21 protein-coding genes are annotated in these 17,974 nt (G+C 41.1%); 6 read left to right on the plus strand and 15 right to left on the minus strand.

Features of this window, described 5'->3' with window-relative positions; translation table 11 throughout:
• Positions 1–12: 12 nt before the first annotated feature.
• From PR767_RS08300 to PR767_RS08345, 10 genes are all read right to left on the minus strand, one after another.
• The gene (locus tag PR767_RS08300; protein ID WP_272520138.1) at positions 13–354 is read right to left on the minus strand and encodes a hypothetical protein; all 342 of its coding nucleotides are present in this window, start codon (positions 352–354) and stop codon (positions 13–15) included.
• A gap of 94 nt (positions 355–448) precedes the next feature.
• Positions 449–721 (minus strand): hypothetical protein, encoded by a 273-nt coding sequence (locus PR767_RS08305; protein WP_272520139.1) that lies wholly within the window; start codon positions 719–721, stop codon positions 449–451.
• 2 nt (positions 722–723) lie between these two features.
• Positions 724–1,269, minus strand: a complete 546-nt coding sequence (locus PR767_RS08310; RefSeq protein WP_272520140.1) for a hypothetical protein — start codon at positions 1,267–1,269, stop codon at positions 724–726.
• 47 nt (positions 1,270–1,316) lie between these two features.
• Positions 1,317–1,712 carry a RusA family crossover junction endodeoxyribonuclease gene (locus tag PR767_RS08315; protein ID WP_272520141.1) on the minus strand — a complete coding sequence of 132 codons (396 nt, stop codon included), beginning with the start codon at positions 1,710–1,712 and terminating at the stop codon, positions 1,317–1,319.
• The gene (locus tag PR767_RS08320) at positions 1,709–2,089 is read right to left on the minus strand and encodes a hypothetical protein (RefSeq protein ID WP_272520142.1); all 381 of its coding nucleotides are present in this window, start codon (positions 2,087–2,089) and stop codon (positions 1,709–1,711) included. The genes PR767_RS08315 and PR767_RS08320 overlap by 4 nt, the downstream gene beginning before the upstream one ends.
• 270 nt (positions 2,090–2,359) lie before the next feature.
• The gene (locus tag PR767_RS08325; protein ID WP_272520179.1) at positions 2,360–2,833 is read right to left on the minus strand and encodes a replication protein P; all 474 of its coding nucleotides are present in this window, start codon (positions 2,831–2,833) and stop codon (positions 2,360–2,362) included.
• Positions 2,802–3,737 (minus strand): DnaT-like ssDNA-binding domain-containing protein, encoded by a 936-nt coding sequence (locus PR767_RS08330; RefSeq protein ID WP_272520143.1) that lies wholly within the window; start codon positions 3,735–3,737, stop codon positions 2,802–2,804. Before PR767_RS08330 ends, PR767_RS08325 begins: the two co-directional genes overlap by 32 nt.
• A gap of 1 nt (position 3,738) precedes the next feature.
• Positions 3,739–4,506 carry an HNH endonuclease gene (locus PR767_RS08335; RefSeq protein WP_272520144.1) on the minus strand — a complete coding sequence of 256 codons (768 nt, stop codon included), beginning with the start codon at positions 4,504–4,506 and terminating at the stop codon, positions 3,739–3,741.
• On the minus strand, positions 4,503–4,706 hold the full coding sequence (locus PR767_RS08340) for a hypothetical protein (protein ID WP_061063966.1): 204 nt from the start codon (positions 4,704–4,706) through the stop codon (positions 4,503–4,505). Before PR767_RS08340 ends, PR767_RS08335 begins: the two co-directional genes overlap by 4 nt.
• A 126-nt stretch (positions 4,707–4,832) precedes the next feature.
• Positions 4,833–5,054, minus strand: a complete 222-nt coding sequence (locus tag PR767_RS08345) for a hypothetical protein (protein ID WP_272520145.1) — start codon at positions 5,052–5,054, stop codon at positions 4,833–4,835.
• Between the two features lie 144 nt (positions 5,055–5,198).
• Here PR767_RS08345 and PR767_RS08350 point away from each other — a divergent pair, with 144 nt between their 5' ends.
• The 5 genes from PR767_RS08350 to PR767_RS08370 all read left to right on the plus strand — a co-directional run bounded on the left by PR767_RS08350 (position 5,199) and on the right by PR767_RS08370 (position 9,419).
• A complete protein-coding gene (locus tag PR767_RS08350; protein ID WP_272520146.1) occupies positions 5,199–5,798 on the plus strand; it encodes a helix-turn-helix domain-containing protein in 600 nt (199 codons plus the stop codon).
• Between the two features lie 331 nt (positions 5,799–6,129).
• The gene (locus PR767_RS08355; protein WP_172767124.1) at positions 6,130–6,294 is read left to right on the plus strand and encodes a hypothetical protein; all 165 of its coding nucleotides are present in this window, start codon (positions 6,130–6,132) and stop codon (positions 6,292–6,294) included.
• A complete protein-coding gene (locus PR767_RS08360) occupies positions 6,266–7,993 on the plus strand; it encodes a PD-(D/E)XK nuclease-like domain-containing protein (protein WP_272520147.1) in 1,728 nt (575 codons plus the stop codon). The genes PR767_RS08355 and PR767_RS08360 overlap by 29 nt, the downstream gene beginning before the upstream one ends.
• A 55-nt stretch (positions 7,994–8,048) precedes the next feature.
• Complete coding sequence (locus PR767_RS08365; protein ID WP_272520148.1) at positions 8,049–9,110, plus strand: RecT family recombinase; 1,062 nt, start codon at positions 8,049–8,051, stop codon at positions 9,108–9,110.
• 39 nt (positions 9,111–9,149) lie between these two features.
• Positions 9,150–9,419, plus strand: a complete 270-nt coding sequence (locus tag PR767_RS08370) for a hypothetical protein (protein WP_272520149.1) — start codon at positions 9,150–9,152, stop codon at positions 9,417–9,419.
• Between the two features lie 103 nt (positions 9,420–9,522).
• Here PR767_RS08370 and PR767_RS08380 read toward each other — a convergent pair whose 3' ends face one another.
• The 5 genes from PR767_RS08380 to guaB form a co-directional block, all read right to left on the minus strand.
• On the minus strand, positions 9,523–10,329 hold the full coding sequence (locus PR767_RS08380) for a hypothetical protein (protein ID WP_272520150.1): 807 nt from the start codon (positions 10,327–10,329) through the stop codon (positions 9,523–9,525).
• Between the two features lie 90 nt (positions 10,330–10,419).
• Positions 10,420–11,559, minus strand: a complete 1,140-nt coding sequence (locus PR767_RS08385) for a hypothetical protein (protein WP_272520151.1) — start codon at positions 11,557–11,559, stop codon at positions 10,420–10,422.
• Positions 11,560–11,857: 298 nt separating this feature from the next.
• The gene (locus PR767_RS08390; RefSeq protein WP_272520152.1) at positions 11,858–13,063 is read right to left on the minus strand and encodes a tyrosine-type recombinase/integrase; all 1,206 of its coding nucleotides are present in this window, start codon (positions 13,061–13,063) and stop codon (positions 11,858–11,860) included.
• Between the two features lie 218 nt (positions 13,064–13,281).
• Positions 13,282–14,859: a glutamine-hydrolyzing GMP synthase gene (gene guaA, locus PR767_RS08395; protein WP_109912450.1), complete on the minus strand. Its 1,578-nt coding sequence runs from the start codon at positions 14,857–14,859 to the stop codon at positions 13,282–13,284.
• An 85-nt stretch (positions 14,860–14,944) separates the two neighbouring features.
• Positions 14,945–16,411, minus strand: a complete 1,467-nt coding sequence (guaB, locus tag PR767_RS08400; RefSeq protein WP_004253607.1) for an IMP dehydrogenase — start codon at positions 16,409–16,411, stop codon at positions 14,945–14,947.
• Between the two features lie 171 nt (positions 16,412–16,582).
• On the opposite strand from guaB, the gene xseA reads away from it, so the two are divergent.
• Positions 16,583–17,950, plus strand: coding sequence for an exodeoxyribonuclease VII large subunit (xseA, locus tag PR767_RS08405; protein ID WP_272520153.1), 1,368 nt, complete (start codon positions 16,583–16,585; stop codon positions 17,948–17,950).
• Positions 17,951–17,974 lie beyond the last annotated feature (24 nt).

The following is a 17,974-nucleotide window of genomic DNA, read 5'->3' on the forward strand; positions in this document are numbered from 1 at the left end:
ACGTTAGAAAATTTACATTATTTTCAATTTAAGCTCGTGCCACCCTTTAGTATTCCAGCATTCAGCGGCACCAGATAGGCAGCAATTAGCTACTGGTAGCCGCTCACCACACTTACTACAGCACCGCTTTGATAGCTCCGCAATCTCACGCTTGAGCCGTGCATCATCGTTACGTATGAGCATTTGAATATATTCTGATTCATCGTACGGTTCGCGACCTGGTCTACGCAAAGCACAATTACGCTTAATCATTTCGTGCTCTTCGGCTTCAACTTGCCACTGCGGAGTAACCAAGCCAGCATCACGCTGGCGTTTACGTTGCGCTGCTTTGCGCTCTGCTGGTGATTTAGCCATTGAATAACATCCCCACAGCTACGGCGAACACGCACCAGAACACGACGAATATTAAGTAAGTTTTTAGCATGATTAATTTACCTCGCGTGACATGTCACGATTGCTTGTTTAGTTGAATTAACGGAATATCGAAGCCAACGTGATTACCGCCCGTTAGCTGTTCAAATTCTGACTTAACTGCACTAATCACCTCACCTTCACTATCCATGAATGCCACAGGCTTTTGTTGAGTGAATGCAAGGTTTTCACGAACAACATCATCAAGGTAAGTGCAAATTGCATACACTTCTTGAGATGAGATATTTTCAGGCGATACAGAGCCGTCAAGAATGTCGTAGCACAGCCTAATTGCGTCGATAGTTGCCATGATTACAATCTCATCGGCATGATCATCACAGTAACACGCTCATCATGTGGATTTTTAACCTCGCACACCACAGCATCAGTGGCTGATTTAACTCTGATTTCATACGCTGGCATGCGTGGATTAACGAACTTAGCTACCTTTTCCAACTTGGATAAATAGCCAGAATTCAGGCACAGAACAGACGGTAATTTTTCATCTTTCTTTGCGGTAGATTCGATAAGGTGATTAATGTTTGGGTAGCGACCATCGATAACACTACACAGCCCAACACCAACAACAAATCCAGACTCTGAATGAAGCTTTACAATCTCTTCTTCTGTGTCGAATACAGCGTATTCAAAGCTCTTGGAGGGCAATTTTCCAACAGACAAAATCACTTGGTCAGTAATTTCATTATCATGATACCCATAAGCAAGCATATGCCCGTTAGTTCCTGCCACCTTCCCATCGGGTAGAAAACAAATGCCATTGATGTAATAACGCACATCACGAACAGCCATACATTCCATGACAGCTAGCAACGTTCCACGATTAACTTTCAGTTTCATAATTAATTACCTTATTCATTTCTAATTTAGTAATTTCAATCACTTATTTACCCAATGGTAATAAGTTCATGAATTGTCGATTTTTCTGGTAACCTTACCGTTATCTTCCCTACCTCACCCCAAAGCTTTGATGCTCTGCCGTCCCATACATGGCTATCTTCACCAAACACTGCATCTAATAACGCCTTTTCAAAGTTGTCCTTATCGGGTCGCTGTTGGTGTGGTTGTCCATTCATGGAAGCTCTTTTTTTCTTGCTCCACGATTGCGGCATAGGTACTGTAAAAATGACGTGATAATCGCACTCAGGAAGCGTTAGCCCGCGCAATCTGACTTCATCCTTAAACGCCCAGTAGCGTGCTGTTTCAGGCCGCTTTTTCCATTTGTCGCTCTTCGTCATGCGTGGCTTAGGCACTGGCACAATTGGATATTCAAGGATTCTCATACCGCCAAGCCCCGCTTAATACGCTTCGCCCTAGGCTTCGCCAGTAATTCATTAAACATGAGGTGCAAGCGTGCTGGTTCACCCGTTTGGCACCATGGGCCATATTCAGGCACCACAACAGGAACGACTGGTTTCTTGGGTTTGCTTGGCTTGCTAGCCCTTACCTTGTGGCGTTGGCCGCTGTTTGCTTGTCTCGTTAATCCAACTTCGTAGTTGTCATTCAGCTTGTAGCCAAACGCTCTCACGCCGTCTTCTTCAACGGTTACTAACGAAATAACATCAAAGTATTCAAGTTGCCCTAACGCGAACTTAACTGTGTTGTACGAAGCCTTAACGCCATTGCTTTCAAAGTGTGCTCGCAGGCCTTTAATCGACATGCTCTTGCTTGATTTGAGTACCTCAATCACTCTATCCTGAAATAACATAACCATTACCTCGAATTCGATTAACCCATACGGTTAATATAAACAATTTGTTTATCTTTTCAACCATAAAAAATCAGTAAGAATTGATTTTCTTACCACCCTTTAAAACGCTCTGTAACGCTCTACATTTGATTTTTACATTCAACCTATGGGATTTATCATCCTGCATATCAAAAATGCCTGTATGTTAATCCTGCTAGCGATTTTGATGACCTTTGAATCTTATTGCGTTCGTTGTTTATCTTTTTCAATTATATCCATCCACGCAGGACGGGGTTTTGATTTGTCTGTAAGTGTTAGTGTTGGCTCTGGCACCTTTTCGCCCTTTCTAACTCGCTCAGTCCATTGTGATAGCATTTTGTCTAGTCGCTTCTCACATTCAACCTCAGTTAGCCTTAGGTCAATCATCTTCGTTCTGAGGTCTGTAAACATCCAGTGCTGAACCGGGTGTTTGAATGGATACATTTCAGCACTCTGGTAGTTATTGCGCTTAGCGCAGTAGGTTAGAAAATCTCTTAGCTGTTCGTCAGGATCAAGCCCAAACGGATTATGCTTAGCCGCTTCACCAGATAACGCGACAATCACATCTGATAACTCTGGTGGCCATGGATTACCATTCATGCAACGGTCGATACAGAATTTAAATAATCCGTCCAGCTGCTGATCACTCAATGCGCTTAGCGCTTGCTTCCACATCAATGACGGTTCCGTGCCATTCTTGTTCTTCCATTTGTCGCCGTAGATTTCGATCATCTTCAACCAAAGCGTCAACAGCGTCTTGCCCGTATTCATCGAGGACGTGCTGTAAGAATTCCTGCATCGCTTTTGGCTTTCCTGCGAATTGGCTATCGATCTTAGCTCTCTGACCTGTCCCATTTTTCACCACCTTTTCATTTTTCAATCGACTACGTTTCAAGCCGTTAGCAAGGGCTAGTTCCCATTGCTCGTGTGTTTTGGCTTTTCCCTCTGCCCCCCAGTAAGTTATAAACTCGGCTAGCTCATGAGGCTGTAACGGCTCTTTGAGTATCGTTCCCCAGTACGCGGCCTTTTGCTTAAAGTCCTGATCAGGTTCCCAGCCGTGATACATCACAAATTTGTCATTCACACCAAAACCACCAGCTGGAACACGACCATTCAAGATAGAATTATTGGCATTCGGATTAGATTGAAAATTATCCTCGCGCGTATTAGAGAGAGGTTTTATATTTCCTTTCCCTTCCTTTCCTAAAGGTAGCCCTCCGGTATCACTACCGTAGTTTTCCGGTAGTAGGTTTAGTTCTTTGATTTTACTGGTGGTTTTCTTATTAACGACCTGATGTTTTGTGAAATTATTTATCAGTCCATAACGCTTACCATCTTGAGCAGAAAATAAGCTAATATAACCACAGTTGGAAAGCTCCTGTAGTAGTGTAGGAATGCTACCGGAGGTCTCCCGTATAGGAAAAACAGCGGCTTTAATGAGTTTTGGATTAGCATTGAAATATCCTTCATCATCTGCATAATTTAATAAACCAATCGCCAGTAAACATGCCGCCTCTGAAATGTCAGCCATGTCCTCATCAGTCCAAAAAGTCGGCTTAATGGTTCTTATGCGAGCCATATCAACCCCCTGAACTGTTTTCATGTGTAAACGTCTCTACAGTTTCTCTAAATTGAGTCCATGAACGAACTGTTTTAGCTAGCTCTTCCAAGTCATCAATTTCAAGCCCACTATCAACCCAATCCTTTAGTAGCCCCATAACTACATTTTCATTTACATGTACGCGATTTCTTAGTATTCCTCTTACGTAATAAAGCCTTGCATATTCAGGAGGGTTTCTTCTCATCGATGCTATTCTTGGTATATAAGAGAAAAACTCACTAGCGCTTTCCGCTGTAATTTCAACATCTAACTTTTGCTCCGCTGATAAATCTGCTGCGGTTATAATTTCTTCTGCGGTATACTTTGATAGCCACTTCTTAACAGTTTTCTTACCACTTTCAGTTATTACTTTACCGGGTATCAGTTCTTCAATTTTTTGGATAACAATTAATTCCTGCTCTTCCGTAAATTTGATTAGCTCATCACGCCACGCAAGCATCATTAGTAACTGTTCGCGCTTATCACTAACTTCTTTTACTTGCGACAACTGTTTAGTAATGAGTGAATCATCACTTATTAATCTGTCTCTTTTTCCTTGGTTGCAATCAAAGCAGGAAGTTATCAAATTCATCATGTTGTTATCACCACCAGCACTAACTGGAATGATATGATCAACATTGAGCACTACCTTTGGCGCAGAATCACCACAGTATTGACAGGTAAACCCATCGCGTTTAAAAACCTCAAAGCGTATTTTCTTTGTTAGGCCAATTCGTTTTTTACTCATTGACACGCCCTCATTTCTCTTGCCTGCTTGAGAATGCTATTAACACTTTCACGGTAATTTGCAGCATGCTTAGCAGCACATTCAACACAAACACCATTACTTACAAAGCGCTCCGCAACATGCCCATGCACACAGGCTTTACCCGTATAAAAGCGAGACAGCCCATTAGTTGCCGCCTCTTTTCTACTAATAACTTTCATTGAAAAACCTCTATTACAGTTATGTGTGCAGTAAGATTATACACTCTTAAAAAATAAATCAACCATAAATGATCAATTGTTTATCTCACTAATCAAAAAAAGACCGCTTTCGCGGCCTAGTGTGATTTACTTCATAAATTTGTCTGCTATTTGGTCTAACGTTAGCTCTATGCCGAATGAGTTAAGAGCTTTCTGCAACCGCTTAGCCGTCTGTAATGATACGCTACGACTGCAATAGCGCAGATGAATAGAAATATACTGAACGGTCAGGTTTGCGCTATCTGCAAATTGCTGGCGCTCACGTTTAGATAGACCATTCCAAAATGTTTTGAAGTCTATAAATGCCATATTAACCACCCAAAAAGATAAACATTAGCCATTGATTGCAACAATGATAAACAAATTGGGAATTTACCTCCATGGTTAATTTGATATTTAATAGATAAACAGAATAAACAATATCGAACGAAATACACACAAAGGAAAGACACCGTGAAAAGCATCCAAGATATCAGGAGAGACAATCTGGTATTCGTTATAGAAAAGCATTATGAAGGGAAGCAAAAGAGCTTAGCTACAGCATTGGGTTGCGCTCCTAACGTCATTTCTCGTTATTTAATGTCCTCTGACATGAAAAGCCATCGTTCGCTTAGCGATCCTATTGCCAGAAAGATTGAGCACCTTACCAAGTTGCCGAAATACTACATGGATAAGGATCACTTGAATGTGCCAGCTGAACAGATTGCCGATGAATTAGCCCGCCAGCCCACCGATATTGGGCGCATACTTGGTGATAACATCACTACGTATATGATGATTGACGGTTTTAAATCACAGGCCCAGTTATCAGTTAAATCCGGTTTAGGCCAAGCAACTGTAAACCGTATTATCAAGAATGAGTCCAGCGCTACCGTTGACAGTGTTGCGGCAATTGCGGACGCACTAGGCCGTAAACCATACGAACTACTCATGTCTAAAGATGATGAAGACGTTTTACACTACGACCATAAAAAGTTTGCGGCATTGCCAGAAAATGAAAAAGAAAAGATACAAGACTTTATTGAGTTCATAATTAGTAAAAACGAAAAGTAAAACAAAGCATTATATTTATAGCCAGCCTCGAGCTGGCTTTTTTATTCACAAAAAAGATAAACAATTTGGTTATTTTATTGTTTTTAACAGTTGACAACTGTCGTTTATGGTTTATTCTTTATCTCATATTAACCCGCAAGGTTAACGCTCTTTAACAATACAGAACGGCTATCACACTCCTAAATTCTGTGAGCCGCAGAATGTCTTAGCTAACCCGTTAAAATCGGAATGCGAGATTGGACAGTGACAATATTAATCAATCTAGCTGTTTTGGCTGGATTTTTTTCACACCACAAAAATAAACAATTTGTTTATCAAGAAGGTGATTGAAATGATGTTTTTTATCGAAAATGGTTTCCACGTATTTATCGTACGTGGAAAAAGACAAGAGTTCATAAACTTTAAAGATGGTATCGAGTGGGCTTTCGTCACTTGGATAGCAATTCAAACCGACAAGGAATTATCTAATGAGCAATCAAGAACAAGAGCAATTTGACCAACGCAAATTAAGCAACATTGTTAGCGCAATCTTAATGGCCAATGACATTAACACGCCTGAAAATATTGATAAGCTAGCTAATCACTTAAACAAAACAGCCACCAGCGAAGAGTTTGAACCGTTCGAGAAAGTGGCCTTTGAATTAAGCATTACCACCACATCAACGCCAAAGCTGATGTTTCTGCACAATAACGACATTATCAATGCTTACATTCATGTCATTAAGAACCCTGATAAATTCCGTTCTAATATTGACCGAAAAAAATACTTTCAGTCTTTGATTTCTCCCGATAAAGATGAAGCAATCGAACCTACCAAACCTGATGTGATTATTCACGACAGTGAAGATAAACAAACTGGTAATGTCGAGCCAGAAGTTATGCAAGAATGTTCATTGCATTTGGTACCACCATATTTTGAACCTGGGCGTTATACCGATATTTCAAATGATGATTACCATTCATCAAACGGCATTAGCAGCACAATGTTGAAAGATGGCCGTATCAGCTTGATGTACTTCGAACGCCGTCACATCAGTAAGGTTATTCAGCGTGAGCGTTCAGAGGCCTTAGACTTTGGTAGCTTATTTCACACCTTAGTTTTAGAGCCTGAAAAGGTTGAAGATGAATTTAGCCTAGCGCCTACTATTCCCGCTGGTGCATTTACTAATACGGACTCAATGAGTAAGTGGATTGATGAATATAATGCTGGTTTACCTCAACCGCGCAGCACTGATGAGCTAAAAGCAATAATCGAAGCTCATAACGCAACACTACCAGCACCATTACCGTTATCTGGTTCAGTAGAGGAAATCGGCGGACTGTATGCTGATTTACCTGATGAATTCAGAAAGATACCTGAATCAGATAAACACACAGCCGCAGCAATGAAAGCATGCATTAAAGAGTTTAACGCAACACTGCCAGCACCATTTAAAACATCCGGTAGCCGTGATTCTTTACTCCATGATCTGTACTTTATCGATGAGAACTTATGGGCTAAGGAACTCAGCAAGCCTGAACCTCTTAAAAAATCAGGTAAGAAAGATGAATTAGCAGCATCAATCAAAGCTGTTAACCCTAACGCAATATTTGCTGATGAATTAACTAGCGCATGGTTAGCTGATGAATCACGCATTCGCATTACAGGTGATCAGTACCGCTTGGGTAAAGCAATGCAGCAAGCCGTATTTGACCATCCAGAGGCTGGTAAGCTGGTAACTCACCCTAACCGTGCAGTTGAAGTTAGTTATTACGGTATCGACGATGATACAGGCTTAGAAGTTCGCGTACGTCCTGACTTAGAGATCCAGTATGACGAAAATCTCAGAGTTGGCTTCGACCTTAAATCAGTTTCATTAGGTCGATACAAGCAGGATGCTATAGCCGCAATGATACGCAAAGAAATAATTAACCGTGATTACCATGTAAGTGCTGCCATGTACTGCGATATAGCAATGCTAGACCAGTTCTTCTGGATATTCGTTAACAAAGATGAAAATTACCACTGGGTTGCAATCGTTGAGGCATCGCCAGAGTTATTAGAACTAGGCCGCTTGGAGTACAAAAAGACGCTACGCGATATCAATAATTCAATGAATACTGGTGTATGGCCTGCCCCAGTCACCGAAACACTCACTATCAATCTTACTGACTTTGAAACACGCAAGTTAGAAGAACTTCAATTAGAAGCTTAATCAATTCTAGCGCCCTGCTCACTGCGTGGCGTTTATCAATTTAGAGGTAATCATCATGTCAGAAGTCGCTTTAAGTAACCAACCGCAAACCAGTGTCATGAATAACATGTCACTCCTTTTTAATACTGAAGCAATGAATTGTGTTATCCGTGTTGCTGATTTAATGGCATCTGGTACCGCAACGGTGCCAAAACATTTACAGGGAAAACCTGCCGATTGCTTGGCTATCACAATGCAAGCGTCTCGCTGGGGAATGGACCCATTTGTAGTAGGCCAAAAAACTCATTTAATTAATGGCACGCTAGGTTATGAAGCTCAGCTGGTAAATGCGGTGATCACTAGTTCAAACGTTGTTACAGGTCGCTTCCATTACGAATACGGCGGTGACTGGGAAAAGATTGTAGGCATAAAAGAAAATCGTGACGAATCAGGTTTATATATTCGTGTTGGTGCAGTTCTCAGAGGTGAAACAGAAATTACGTACGGTGAACCTGTTTACTTAGCCGATGTGCAAACCCGAAATTCCCCACTATGGAAAACTATGCCGAAGCAACAAATTGCTTACTTGGCTGTTAAATACTGGTCTCGCCTGTATTGCCCTGAGGTGATTATGGGAGTTTATACGCCAGATGAACTTGAAGAGCGTACCATCAAAGATGTTACACCACCCAAAGAACGCGTAAGCCTCAATGAAATCACTCAGAAAAATGAGCCTGAACAGCATCACGAAGCCACCAGCGACGACAGCAACGTAATCACTGGTGAAATTGTTGATGATGGTTTTAACCCTGAATTATTGCGCCAATCAATTACTGATGCTTCAACACTGGATGAAGTTAAAGAAATTCGATTACAAATTGATGAGCTCAAATCATCACTTGGTACCGCACTTTTCACAGAATTGAAAAACAAAGCGGTTCAGGCCTATCACCGCATCGATGCAAATAACAACCTTGAGGCACAAATTAACAGCCTGCCTGCTGGTAGCTCACCAGAAGCTAAAGCAGCTTTCGAAAAGGTTTTTCAATTTCTAAATGCCAACAAACGCAAGCTTGGCGATGAGTTGTTCGATTCATTCAGCCTGACGCTGAACGACATGAAAGACGAATACCAATAATAAACTTGTGGTGGGGTTCGCCCCACCTTAGGGAAAATTATGAATTTAGAAGAATTAGGCGCATTGGGGAAAGTTATTTCATCTTCCCAAGTACAAAAAATAACGGGTCTTGGTCGCACGGTATTGGATAAGTTAAATGCCGAAGGCATATTAACAAAGATTTACTTTAGCGACCGAAAATATGTTTATCAGCTTGATCAAGTTAATGCTTACGTCACCTCTTGCATGAATAACCCAACAAAGGAAAAAGGTGAATCCTCTGCTGATAAAGCCAGAAAAGCCCTTGAAGCTAAAAAGACTAAGCAATAACTATCAAACATTCAGTAATATGTTACCACGGTAGCAAGTTTCGCTTAGCTAAATGGGTGATTAGCCACTTCCCTGATCACCGTTGCTATGTTGGTGGTAACTATCAGTCCATATATTTTAATAGATACTCTATCTTTTCTATTAATCCTTTCGCATTATTAATTAACGCACTAATCTTGTATCTTGTTAAATCAATTTGATTACCTTCTGTTGTATATCCGCCTCTATGAACACAGTCATGTCTAATTTTAACTGATGAGAATAACCATTGTACCTTTCCAAAATCAATGTTGAAAACTGATTTATACATTGGTTTAATTTTCTCAATCTTATGGAAAATTAAGTTTTTCAAATATTCAGAAATGGTCTTTTCTATATTATCGTGCTCGTCATACAAGCTTTTTAACGTAAAACTTTTTTTGCCTAAGTCTGGGTCGCTTTCGAGCAGTTTGCGCATTAAGTAAGGAGACTCGATGATCCTATTAATGCATACAGATGCTAGATAACGCTCAATAGCAGCTACAACATGACCATGAATCATTACTAATAAATTAAACTCAACTTCTTTAGATACTTCTATTTCAAGTAACTTCTCTGAGCTGCTCATTTGATTCATAAAAATGTTAAGGTAATCATCTAAAAAATATTGTTCTACTGCACTTGCTTTGTTTTCATAAGGTAAGCCAAAACTAAATCCCACATTATTATCATTGATATAACACTTGAGATCATTAAACGTTTTAACAACATAAACTTTAAATTCTTTTCCGCACGATGGACACCAAATCTCTTCCCAATGTTCAGATAAACTATTTTCTTCTCCATCTGAAAGATAATTTGGATGTGGAACGTAAACAGTTCCGTCAATATAATTGTTACATGAGCATGATATTTTAATATCTAACAACATAACTAACCCCAAGAAAAACATATTAGAACATAACGCCCCAAGCAGGGGCAATAATGCGTAGGCTAAAATACGGAACGAAGTGAAGGGAGTCTACGCGTTATTGTCCCGCTGCAATGCGTTGTTAAGTCTTAATTCAGGGTTGCCTACGAGCAGCTTTCCATCGATAAGATATACAGCTATCTCGTCCTGATCCATGAGATGGGCCAACACATTGAAGCTGTCTAGCTTTGCATCTAATAAATCAAATACCTTATCTGTAATTTTGGTAACAAAGGCAACGTGTCTTTCTAATTGATCATTCAATTCCTTGCGTTGATAACCAGTAATACTCATATCCTCTTCGATTATTAGCTTTTGCTCGCATGTAAAATTGTCAAAAGCTTTCAGTCGGAATTCCATAAGTTTATAAAGCTCTTGCAGAGCTCTATTTACGAAATCTTTATGCCTTTTAATATTACTATCAGAGTAATTGCCACAAAGGACTATTTCACAAATTCGACCAGCTACTAAGCGTTCGAAGACTGAAAATACAGGGTGAGATAAAACTTTTCTTTCGAAGAACTGATCTGGATAGATGTATTTACCATTATCATCGTACCAGTAATTATAGCCCGTCGAATGAAGTTCCCGTTCCGACTTAAGCAGGGCGTAAAACTTCTGTCTTTGAGAGACATACATTTCATAACAGTCGTCGTTATTCTTTACTATTCGAGATAAATATATATCTCTCATTGTTCTATCTACTGAGATGTCAGGTATGCTTCTAAAACTATCGACTATAGTCTCTGAAATTCTTTCAAATCTAGCCTGTTCCTCAAGAATTTGGTGATTCCTGATATCGACGCAAAGATGCGAGATATAAGATAGATTATTTTGAATTGCACTATATAGACTGATGCCTAACAAAGTGGGCATTAGATCCGTTTGATTTTCTAGTTCAACTTTTTCCAAACCAGCAACATCGCTAATTTTACCTTTCTCTATACATGTAGATGTAAGCAGCCCCTTTAACTCTCCACTGTTAATTGTCATTAGTTCACGAGAAGAGTCTTTTTTAAAGACAACTCTGTAGAAGAACTCACTTTCAGTATTTGACGAGGATTTGTTTAATTTTTGACTTAATGCCGAAACAAATGACGAACCTGAAACTAGAGAAGGGTTTGGAATTAACTCCATAAGCTGCGGGTTATTTTCAAAAATAACTTGAATATTTTTTGGTAAGTCTGACATGAGTATTCCTTTCTAAACCTCTTGAGCCCTAACATTTTATTAGTGAGCATGCGCGTTTATCTCGTTGAGCCAGGGGAAGCGAGCACAGTTAACTATCTGTATGTAAATAACTTATCAGATTTTTGCCAAATACACCAGCTGCAAAAATGCACATGCACCTTTTTCAAACCTATTAACTAAAAATCAGCACGATAGTTAATTAATTTTATATAATTATATTTATTGCGGTTGAAGTTAGTGCATCAATGCCATCAACCTTACTGGCCACAAAAGTTCTAGGACCCGCAAAATAAACCTCTTAAGCCTTTTCCTTCCATTTCTCTATCCAACCATCCACCATATTAGCCCACTGCTGTAGCATATCGCGGCGCTGCTCTGCATACTCTGCTTTGTTATAAACAGCACGTACGCCTTTTTGCTCATGAGCTAAACACTTCTCTATCCAGTCAGAATTGAAGCCAGCCTCATGTAGCAATGTGCTGGCTGTTCTCCTCAGGTCATGTACCGTCAACGGCTCAAAATTAATCCCTTTATCATTAATGCGCTTAATAACACCAGTGATCACATTGTTTAATGATGCATTAGACATATGCTTGCTAACATCATGTCTACCCGGTATCAAATATTCACTCCCCATAGCACAGGCCTTTAAGCCAATGAGAATATCGTAGGCTTGCTCAGACAAATAAATTACGTGTGCCCTTCTTCCTTTCATCCTCGCCTTAGGTATGATCCAGCACCTATCTTCAAAATCTATTTCACTCCATGTCGCTTTTATAAACTCGCTTTTTCTAACCAACGTTAATATCACAAACTTAACCGCTAATTTCAGGGTTGGGTAACAGCTATAATTTTCTAACTCATTAAAAAATATCCCGACCTCTTTAGCTGTCATTGCCCTATCGCGCGCCTCAAATGTAGCGATGGATGAAGCTTTAATACTGCTAACAGGGTTTTCTATCTCATAACCACGATCAATAACGTAGTCGAACACAGAGCCAACAATTTCACGTATCTGCAAAGCCGTTGACTTGCCGCCACGCTCTTTAATCTTTTCACATAAGGCCCTAACCTTTTGTGTTGTGATTTCTTCTAGCTGTAGTTTACCCAGTGTTGGGTATAGATCCCTTTCGACAATGGCAGTTTTCATATCTAGCGTGCTGTCTGCGAAACGGGTTTCTGATAGGTATTTGACGGTATAGTCTTTCAGGGTTAACCCTACTTTACGCTTTGTAATACCGTCTCGCTTCTGTGAAGCTGGTGATACGCCTGCGTTCAGCGTCTTTTTGGCATCGATTAGCATTTCTCTTGCTTCTGCAAGTGTAATACCGTCATCGCTGTAGCGCCCAAAAGTTATGGTTTCTCTACGCCCGTTAAAGCGGTAATCATATCTGAATGATATAGAACCGGTTTTTGTAACAGCAACATATAAACCATCACGATCAGCTACCTTATATAGCTTGTCTTCTGGCTTTAAGCTCTTTAATTTTTTATCGGTTAACACGTCGGTATTCCTTTGCGTGATACCGTCATTTTTATATTTTATTCGACGGTATTAAGTTATCAATTTAGTCATTATTATTTCTGATACCGTCATATATACCGTCAAAATTATCGGCAATTGTCAACTACTAAAGACTGTTAAAAACAAAAAGGCACCAGTAACTAACTGATGCCTTTGGATTTATCGATAACTAAAAACTGTTATCAACAATAACTATATTATTCCCACTCAATTGTTGCAGGCGGTTTACCGCTGATATCATAAACAACACGGGAAATGCCATCGACCTCATTAATAATACGGTTTGAAACTCGGCCTAGGAAATCATATGGTAAGTGCGCCCAATGCGCGGTCATAAAGTCGATAGTTTCTACTGCACGTAATGAAACCACCCAGTCGTATTTACGGCCATCCCCCATGACGCCAACAGAGCGGACAGGTAAAAATACGGTAAACGCTTGGCTAACTTTATGATATAAATCAGCTTTGTGCAGTTCTTCAATAAAGATAGCATCTGCGCGACGTAATAAGTCACAGTACTCTTTCTTCACTTCACCTAATACGCGAACCCCTAAACCTGGGCCAGGGAATGGGTGACGATACAGCATGTCGTACGGGAGACCTAACTCGAGACCAATTTTACGGACTTCATCTTTAAACAATTCTTTTAATGGCTCAACTAAACCAAGTTTCATGTCATCCGGCAGACCACCGACGTTATGGTGAGACTTAATAACATGCGCTTTGCCAGTTGCTGATGCCGCTGACTCAATAACGTCTGGATAAATAGTCCCTTGAGCCAACCATTTGATATTAGGCAGCTTAGATGACTCTTCATCAAATACTTCGATAAATACATGACCAATTTTCTTACGTTTAGCTTCTGGATCGCTGATCCCAGCTAACGCATTTAAGAAGCGATCTTCTGCTTTAGCATGGATAATGTTCAGGTCAAATTTACCTGCAAACATTTCCATCACTTGGTCTGCTTCGTTTAAACGTAATAAACCGTTATCAACAAATACACAGGTTAAACGTTTACCAATTGCGCGGTTTAATAGCAACGCAGTAACCGATGAGTCAACACCACCCGATAGCGCGAGCAGTACATGGTCATCACCAATTTGCTCTTTTAAACGGGCTACCGTGTCTTCAATAATTGCAGCTGGCGTCCACAGTGCCTCACATTGGCAAATATCTTTCACAAAGCGCGTTAAAATATTTAGGCCTTGGTGAGTGTGAGTCACTTCTGGGTGGAATTGAACACCATAGAATTTTTTCTCTTCATTTGCCATGATGGCATATGGGCAGCTTGGCGTGCTGGCAATAGTTTTAAAATCCGCAGGAATAGCGGTAACTTTATCACCATGGCTCATCCAGACATCAAGTACTGGCTTGCCAGCTTCGTTCAGAGAGTCATGAATATCACGGAATAATTCACATTGCTCAGTGATTTCAACATTGGCATAACCGAACTCACGTTCACCAGAAACTTCAACTGCACCACCCAGTTGCATTGACATGGTTTGCATGCCATAACAAATACCTAATACAGGAACACCTGCATTAAATACGTAATCAGGAGCACGTGGACTATCTGATTCAGTCGTACTTTCTGGCCCACCAGAAAGAATGATACCGTTTGGATTAAATTCTCGAATTTGTTCTTCTGTAACGTCCCACGCCCAGAGTTCACAGTAAACGCCAATTTCACGGATACGACGGGCGATCAGCTGTGTATATTGCGAGCCGAAATCAAGAATAAGAATGCGATGTTTATGGATATTTGTTGTCATTTGAGGAGAATTCCAAAAATTCAAGTCAAAAATAAGAATCGGTGACGCAATCGAACGAATGCGCCACCCTGAGAAATTTTATCGATTATTGCCCCAAACGATAGTTTGGAGATTCTTTCGTGATAGTAACATCATGGACGTGGCTTTCTTGGATACCGGCTCCACTGATACGAACAAATTCTGCTTTTGTTCTCAATGCATCAATAGTACCACAACCTGTCAGCCCCATACAGGAGCGTAAGCCACCCATTTGTTGATGAATGATTTCTTTTAATCGGCCTTTATACGCTACGCGGCCTTCAATACCTTCTGGCACTAATTTGTCTGCCGCATTATCTGATTGGAAGTAACGGTCTGACGAGCCTTTAGACATTGCACCAAGTGAGCCCATACCACGGTATGCTTTGTAAGTACGGCCTTGGAATAAAATAGTTTCTCCTGGAGACTCTTCAGTTCCTGCGAACATTGAGCCGACCATCACACACGCAGCGCCTGCCGCGATAGCTTTAGAGATGTCACCTGAGAAACGAATCCCACCATCCGCAATAACAGGAATACCCGTACCTTCAAGTGCTTCCGCCGCTTCAGCAATAGCCGTGATTTGTGGTACACCCACGCCAGTGACGATACGCGTAGTACAGATTGAACCCGGACCAATTCCCACTTTAACCGCGCTAACACCTGCATCCGCTAAGGCTTTCGCCCCTTCCGCTGTTGCAACGTTACCACCAATAATTTGTAAGTCAGGGTATTTTTGGCGAGTTTCGCGGATACGTTGTAGTACGCCTTCTGAATGACCATGTGATGAGTCAATTAATAAAACATCAACGCCAGCAGCCACCAGCGCGTCAACACGTTCTTCATTCCCTGCGCCTGCACCAACCGCAGCACCAACACGTAAACGGCCTTGCTCGTCTTTACACGCGTTTGGCTTACGTTCTGCTTTTTGGAAGTCTTTAACCGTGATCATCCCTAACAAATGAAAGTTATCATCGATCACTAAGGCTTTTTCTACGCGCTTTTCGTGCATTTTTTGCAAAACGATTTCGCGTGCTTCGCCTTCTTTCACGGTGACTAAACGTTCTTTTGGCGTCATCACCGCAGTAACAGGTTGGTCTAAATCTGTCACGAAACGAACATCACGGCCTGTAATAATACCAACTAATGAGTTATCGTTTGCCACGACTGGATAACCAGCAAAACCATTGCGCTCAGCCATTTCTTGCACTTCACGAATAGTGGTATCCGGCGTTACTGTAACAGGGTCCGTTACGACACCACTTTCATGTTTTTTTACGCGGCGAACTTCTTCCGCTTGGCGCTCAATAGTCATATTTTTATGGATGAAACCAATGCCACCTTCTTGTGCTAAAGCAATAGCAAGGTCAGATTCTGTGACAGTATCCATGGCTGCAGAAAGCATAGGAATGTTCAGGCGGATGTTTGCAGTCAGTTGAGTTGATAAGTCTGCGGTATTCGGTAATACCGTTGAGTGTGCAGGAACGAGTAAAACGTCGTCGAAAGTTAGTGCTTCTTTTTTAATGCGTAACATAGGCAATATCCCACCAGGCAGCGTTATGGAAAGGTATAAAATATTGCCGCGGCATTATACACACCGAAAACGGTTGCTTCCAGCACTTTTTTGAAAAAAAACTTGATAACTCCTATAGCTGCGTTAGTATCTATCGATTAAGTCATTGTTTTAAAATTTGATCTGGCTCACATGTCGACTTCACAAAATAGCGCAATTTACTCTGTTAGTAAGCTTAACCAATCGGTTCGAGAACTTCTCGATAGCCAAATGGGGCGTATTTGGTTAACAGCTGAAATTTCCAATTTTTCACAACCCAGTTCAGGTCATTGGTACTTAACCTTAAAAGATGACCGAGCGCAGGTGCGAGCGGCCATGTTCCGTGGGCAAAATGCACGAGTCACTTTCCGCCCACAAAATGGCCAGCAAGTTTTAGTTCGAGCGACAGTGACCTTATATGAACCTAGAGGTGACTATCAATTAATCCTTGAGAGCATGCAACCAGCCGGTGAAGGCTTACTGCAACAACGTTTTGAGCTATTAAAACAAACACTAAGTGCCCAAGGTTTGTTTGATATTATTCATAAAAAACCACTACCTAGCCCAGCTAAATCCGTCGGTATCATTACCTCGGCAACGGGTGCAGCCCTACATGATATTTTAAATATTTTACGTCGTCGCGACCCTTCCCTGCCTATCATTATCTACCCAACGGCCGTTCAAGGTGAGATGGCACCAGCACAAATTGCTCGGATGATTGAGCTAGCAAATTTGCGTCAAGAATGTGATGTGTTGATCGTCGGTCGCGGGGGCGGTTCACTTGAAGATTTATGGGCATTTAATGAAGAAATCGTTGCTAGAGCCATTTTTGCTAGTCAACTGCCTATAATTAGCGCTGTTGGTCATGAGACCGATGTGACGATTGCCGACTATGTGGCGGACGTAAGAGCACCCACCCCATCTGCAGCGGCCGAGCTTGTTAGCCGTAACCAGTTAGAAATGCTCCGTCAGCTAAAATCTGCGCAGCAACACCTTGAAATGGCAATGGATTATTATGTAGCAGGTCAACAACAAAGGTTTGCTCGTTTGCATCACCGTTTACAGCAACAACACCCACAATTACGTTTGGCACGGCAACATAATCAACTTAATTTATTGCAACAAAAACTTGCGCAGTCGATGACTCGACAACTACAAAATTCAACATCTAAGTTCGAAAGGCTCGACCGTCGTTTACTGCAAAATGATTTGCGCCCTCAATTGCAAAAACAGCAACGTCAGTTGCAGCAGACACAGTATCATTTGCAGAATATGGTCACGAGTTTGGTTAACAGTTACCGCCAACGTTTCGCTGTCGCTTGTTCAAAAATGGAAGCAGTTAGCCCATTAGCCACCTTAGTTCGCGGGTTTAGTATCAGTGAAACCGCTAAAGGCACCGTACTGAAAAAAACCAGCCAAGTGAAAGTTGGCCAACCACTGAAAACTCGCCTGAATGATGGCTGGGTTGAAAGCCAAGTTACTCATATTGAGAAGGTTAAAGCCAAAAGAGTATCGAAATAATTATTTTATCCACTTATCTCGATA

This window comes from Providencia sp. PROV223 (assembly GCF_028479245.1).
GTDB classification, from domain to species: domain Bacteria; phylum Pseudomonadota; class Gammaproteobacteria; order Enterobacterales; family Enterobacteriaceae; genus Providencia; species Providencia rettgeri.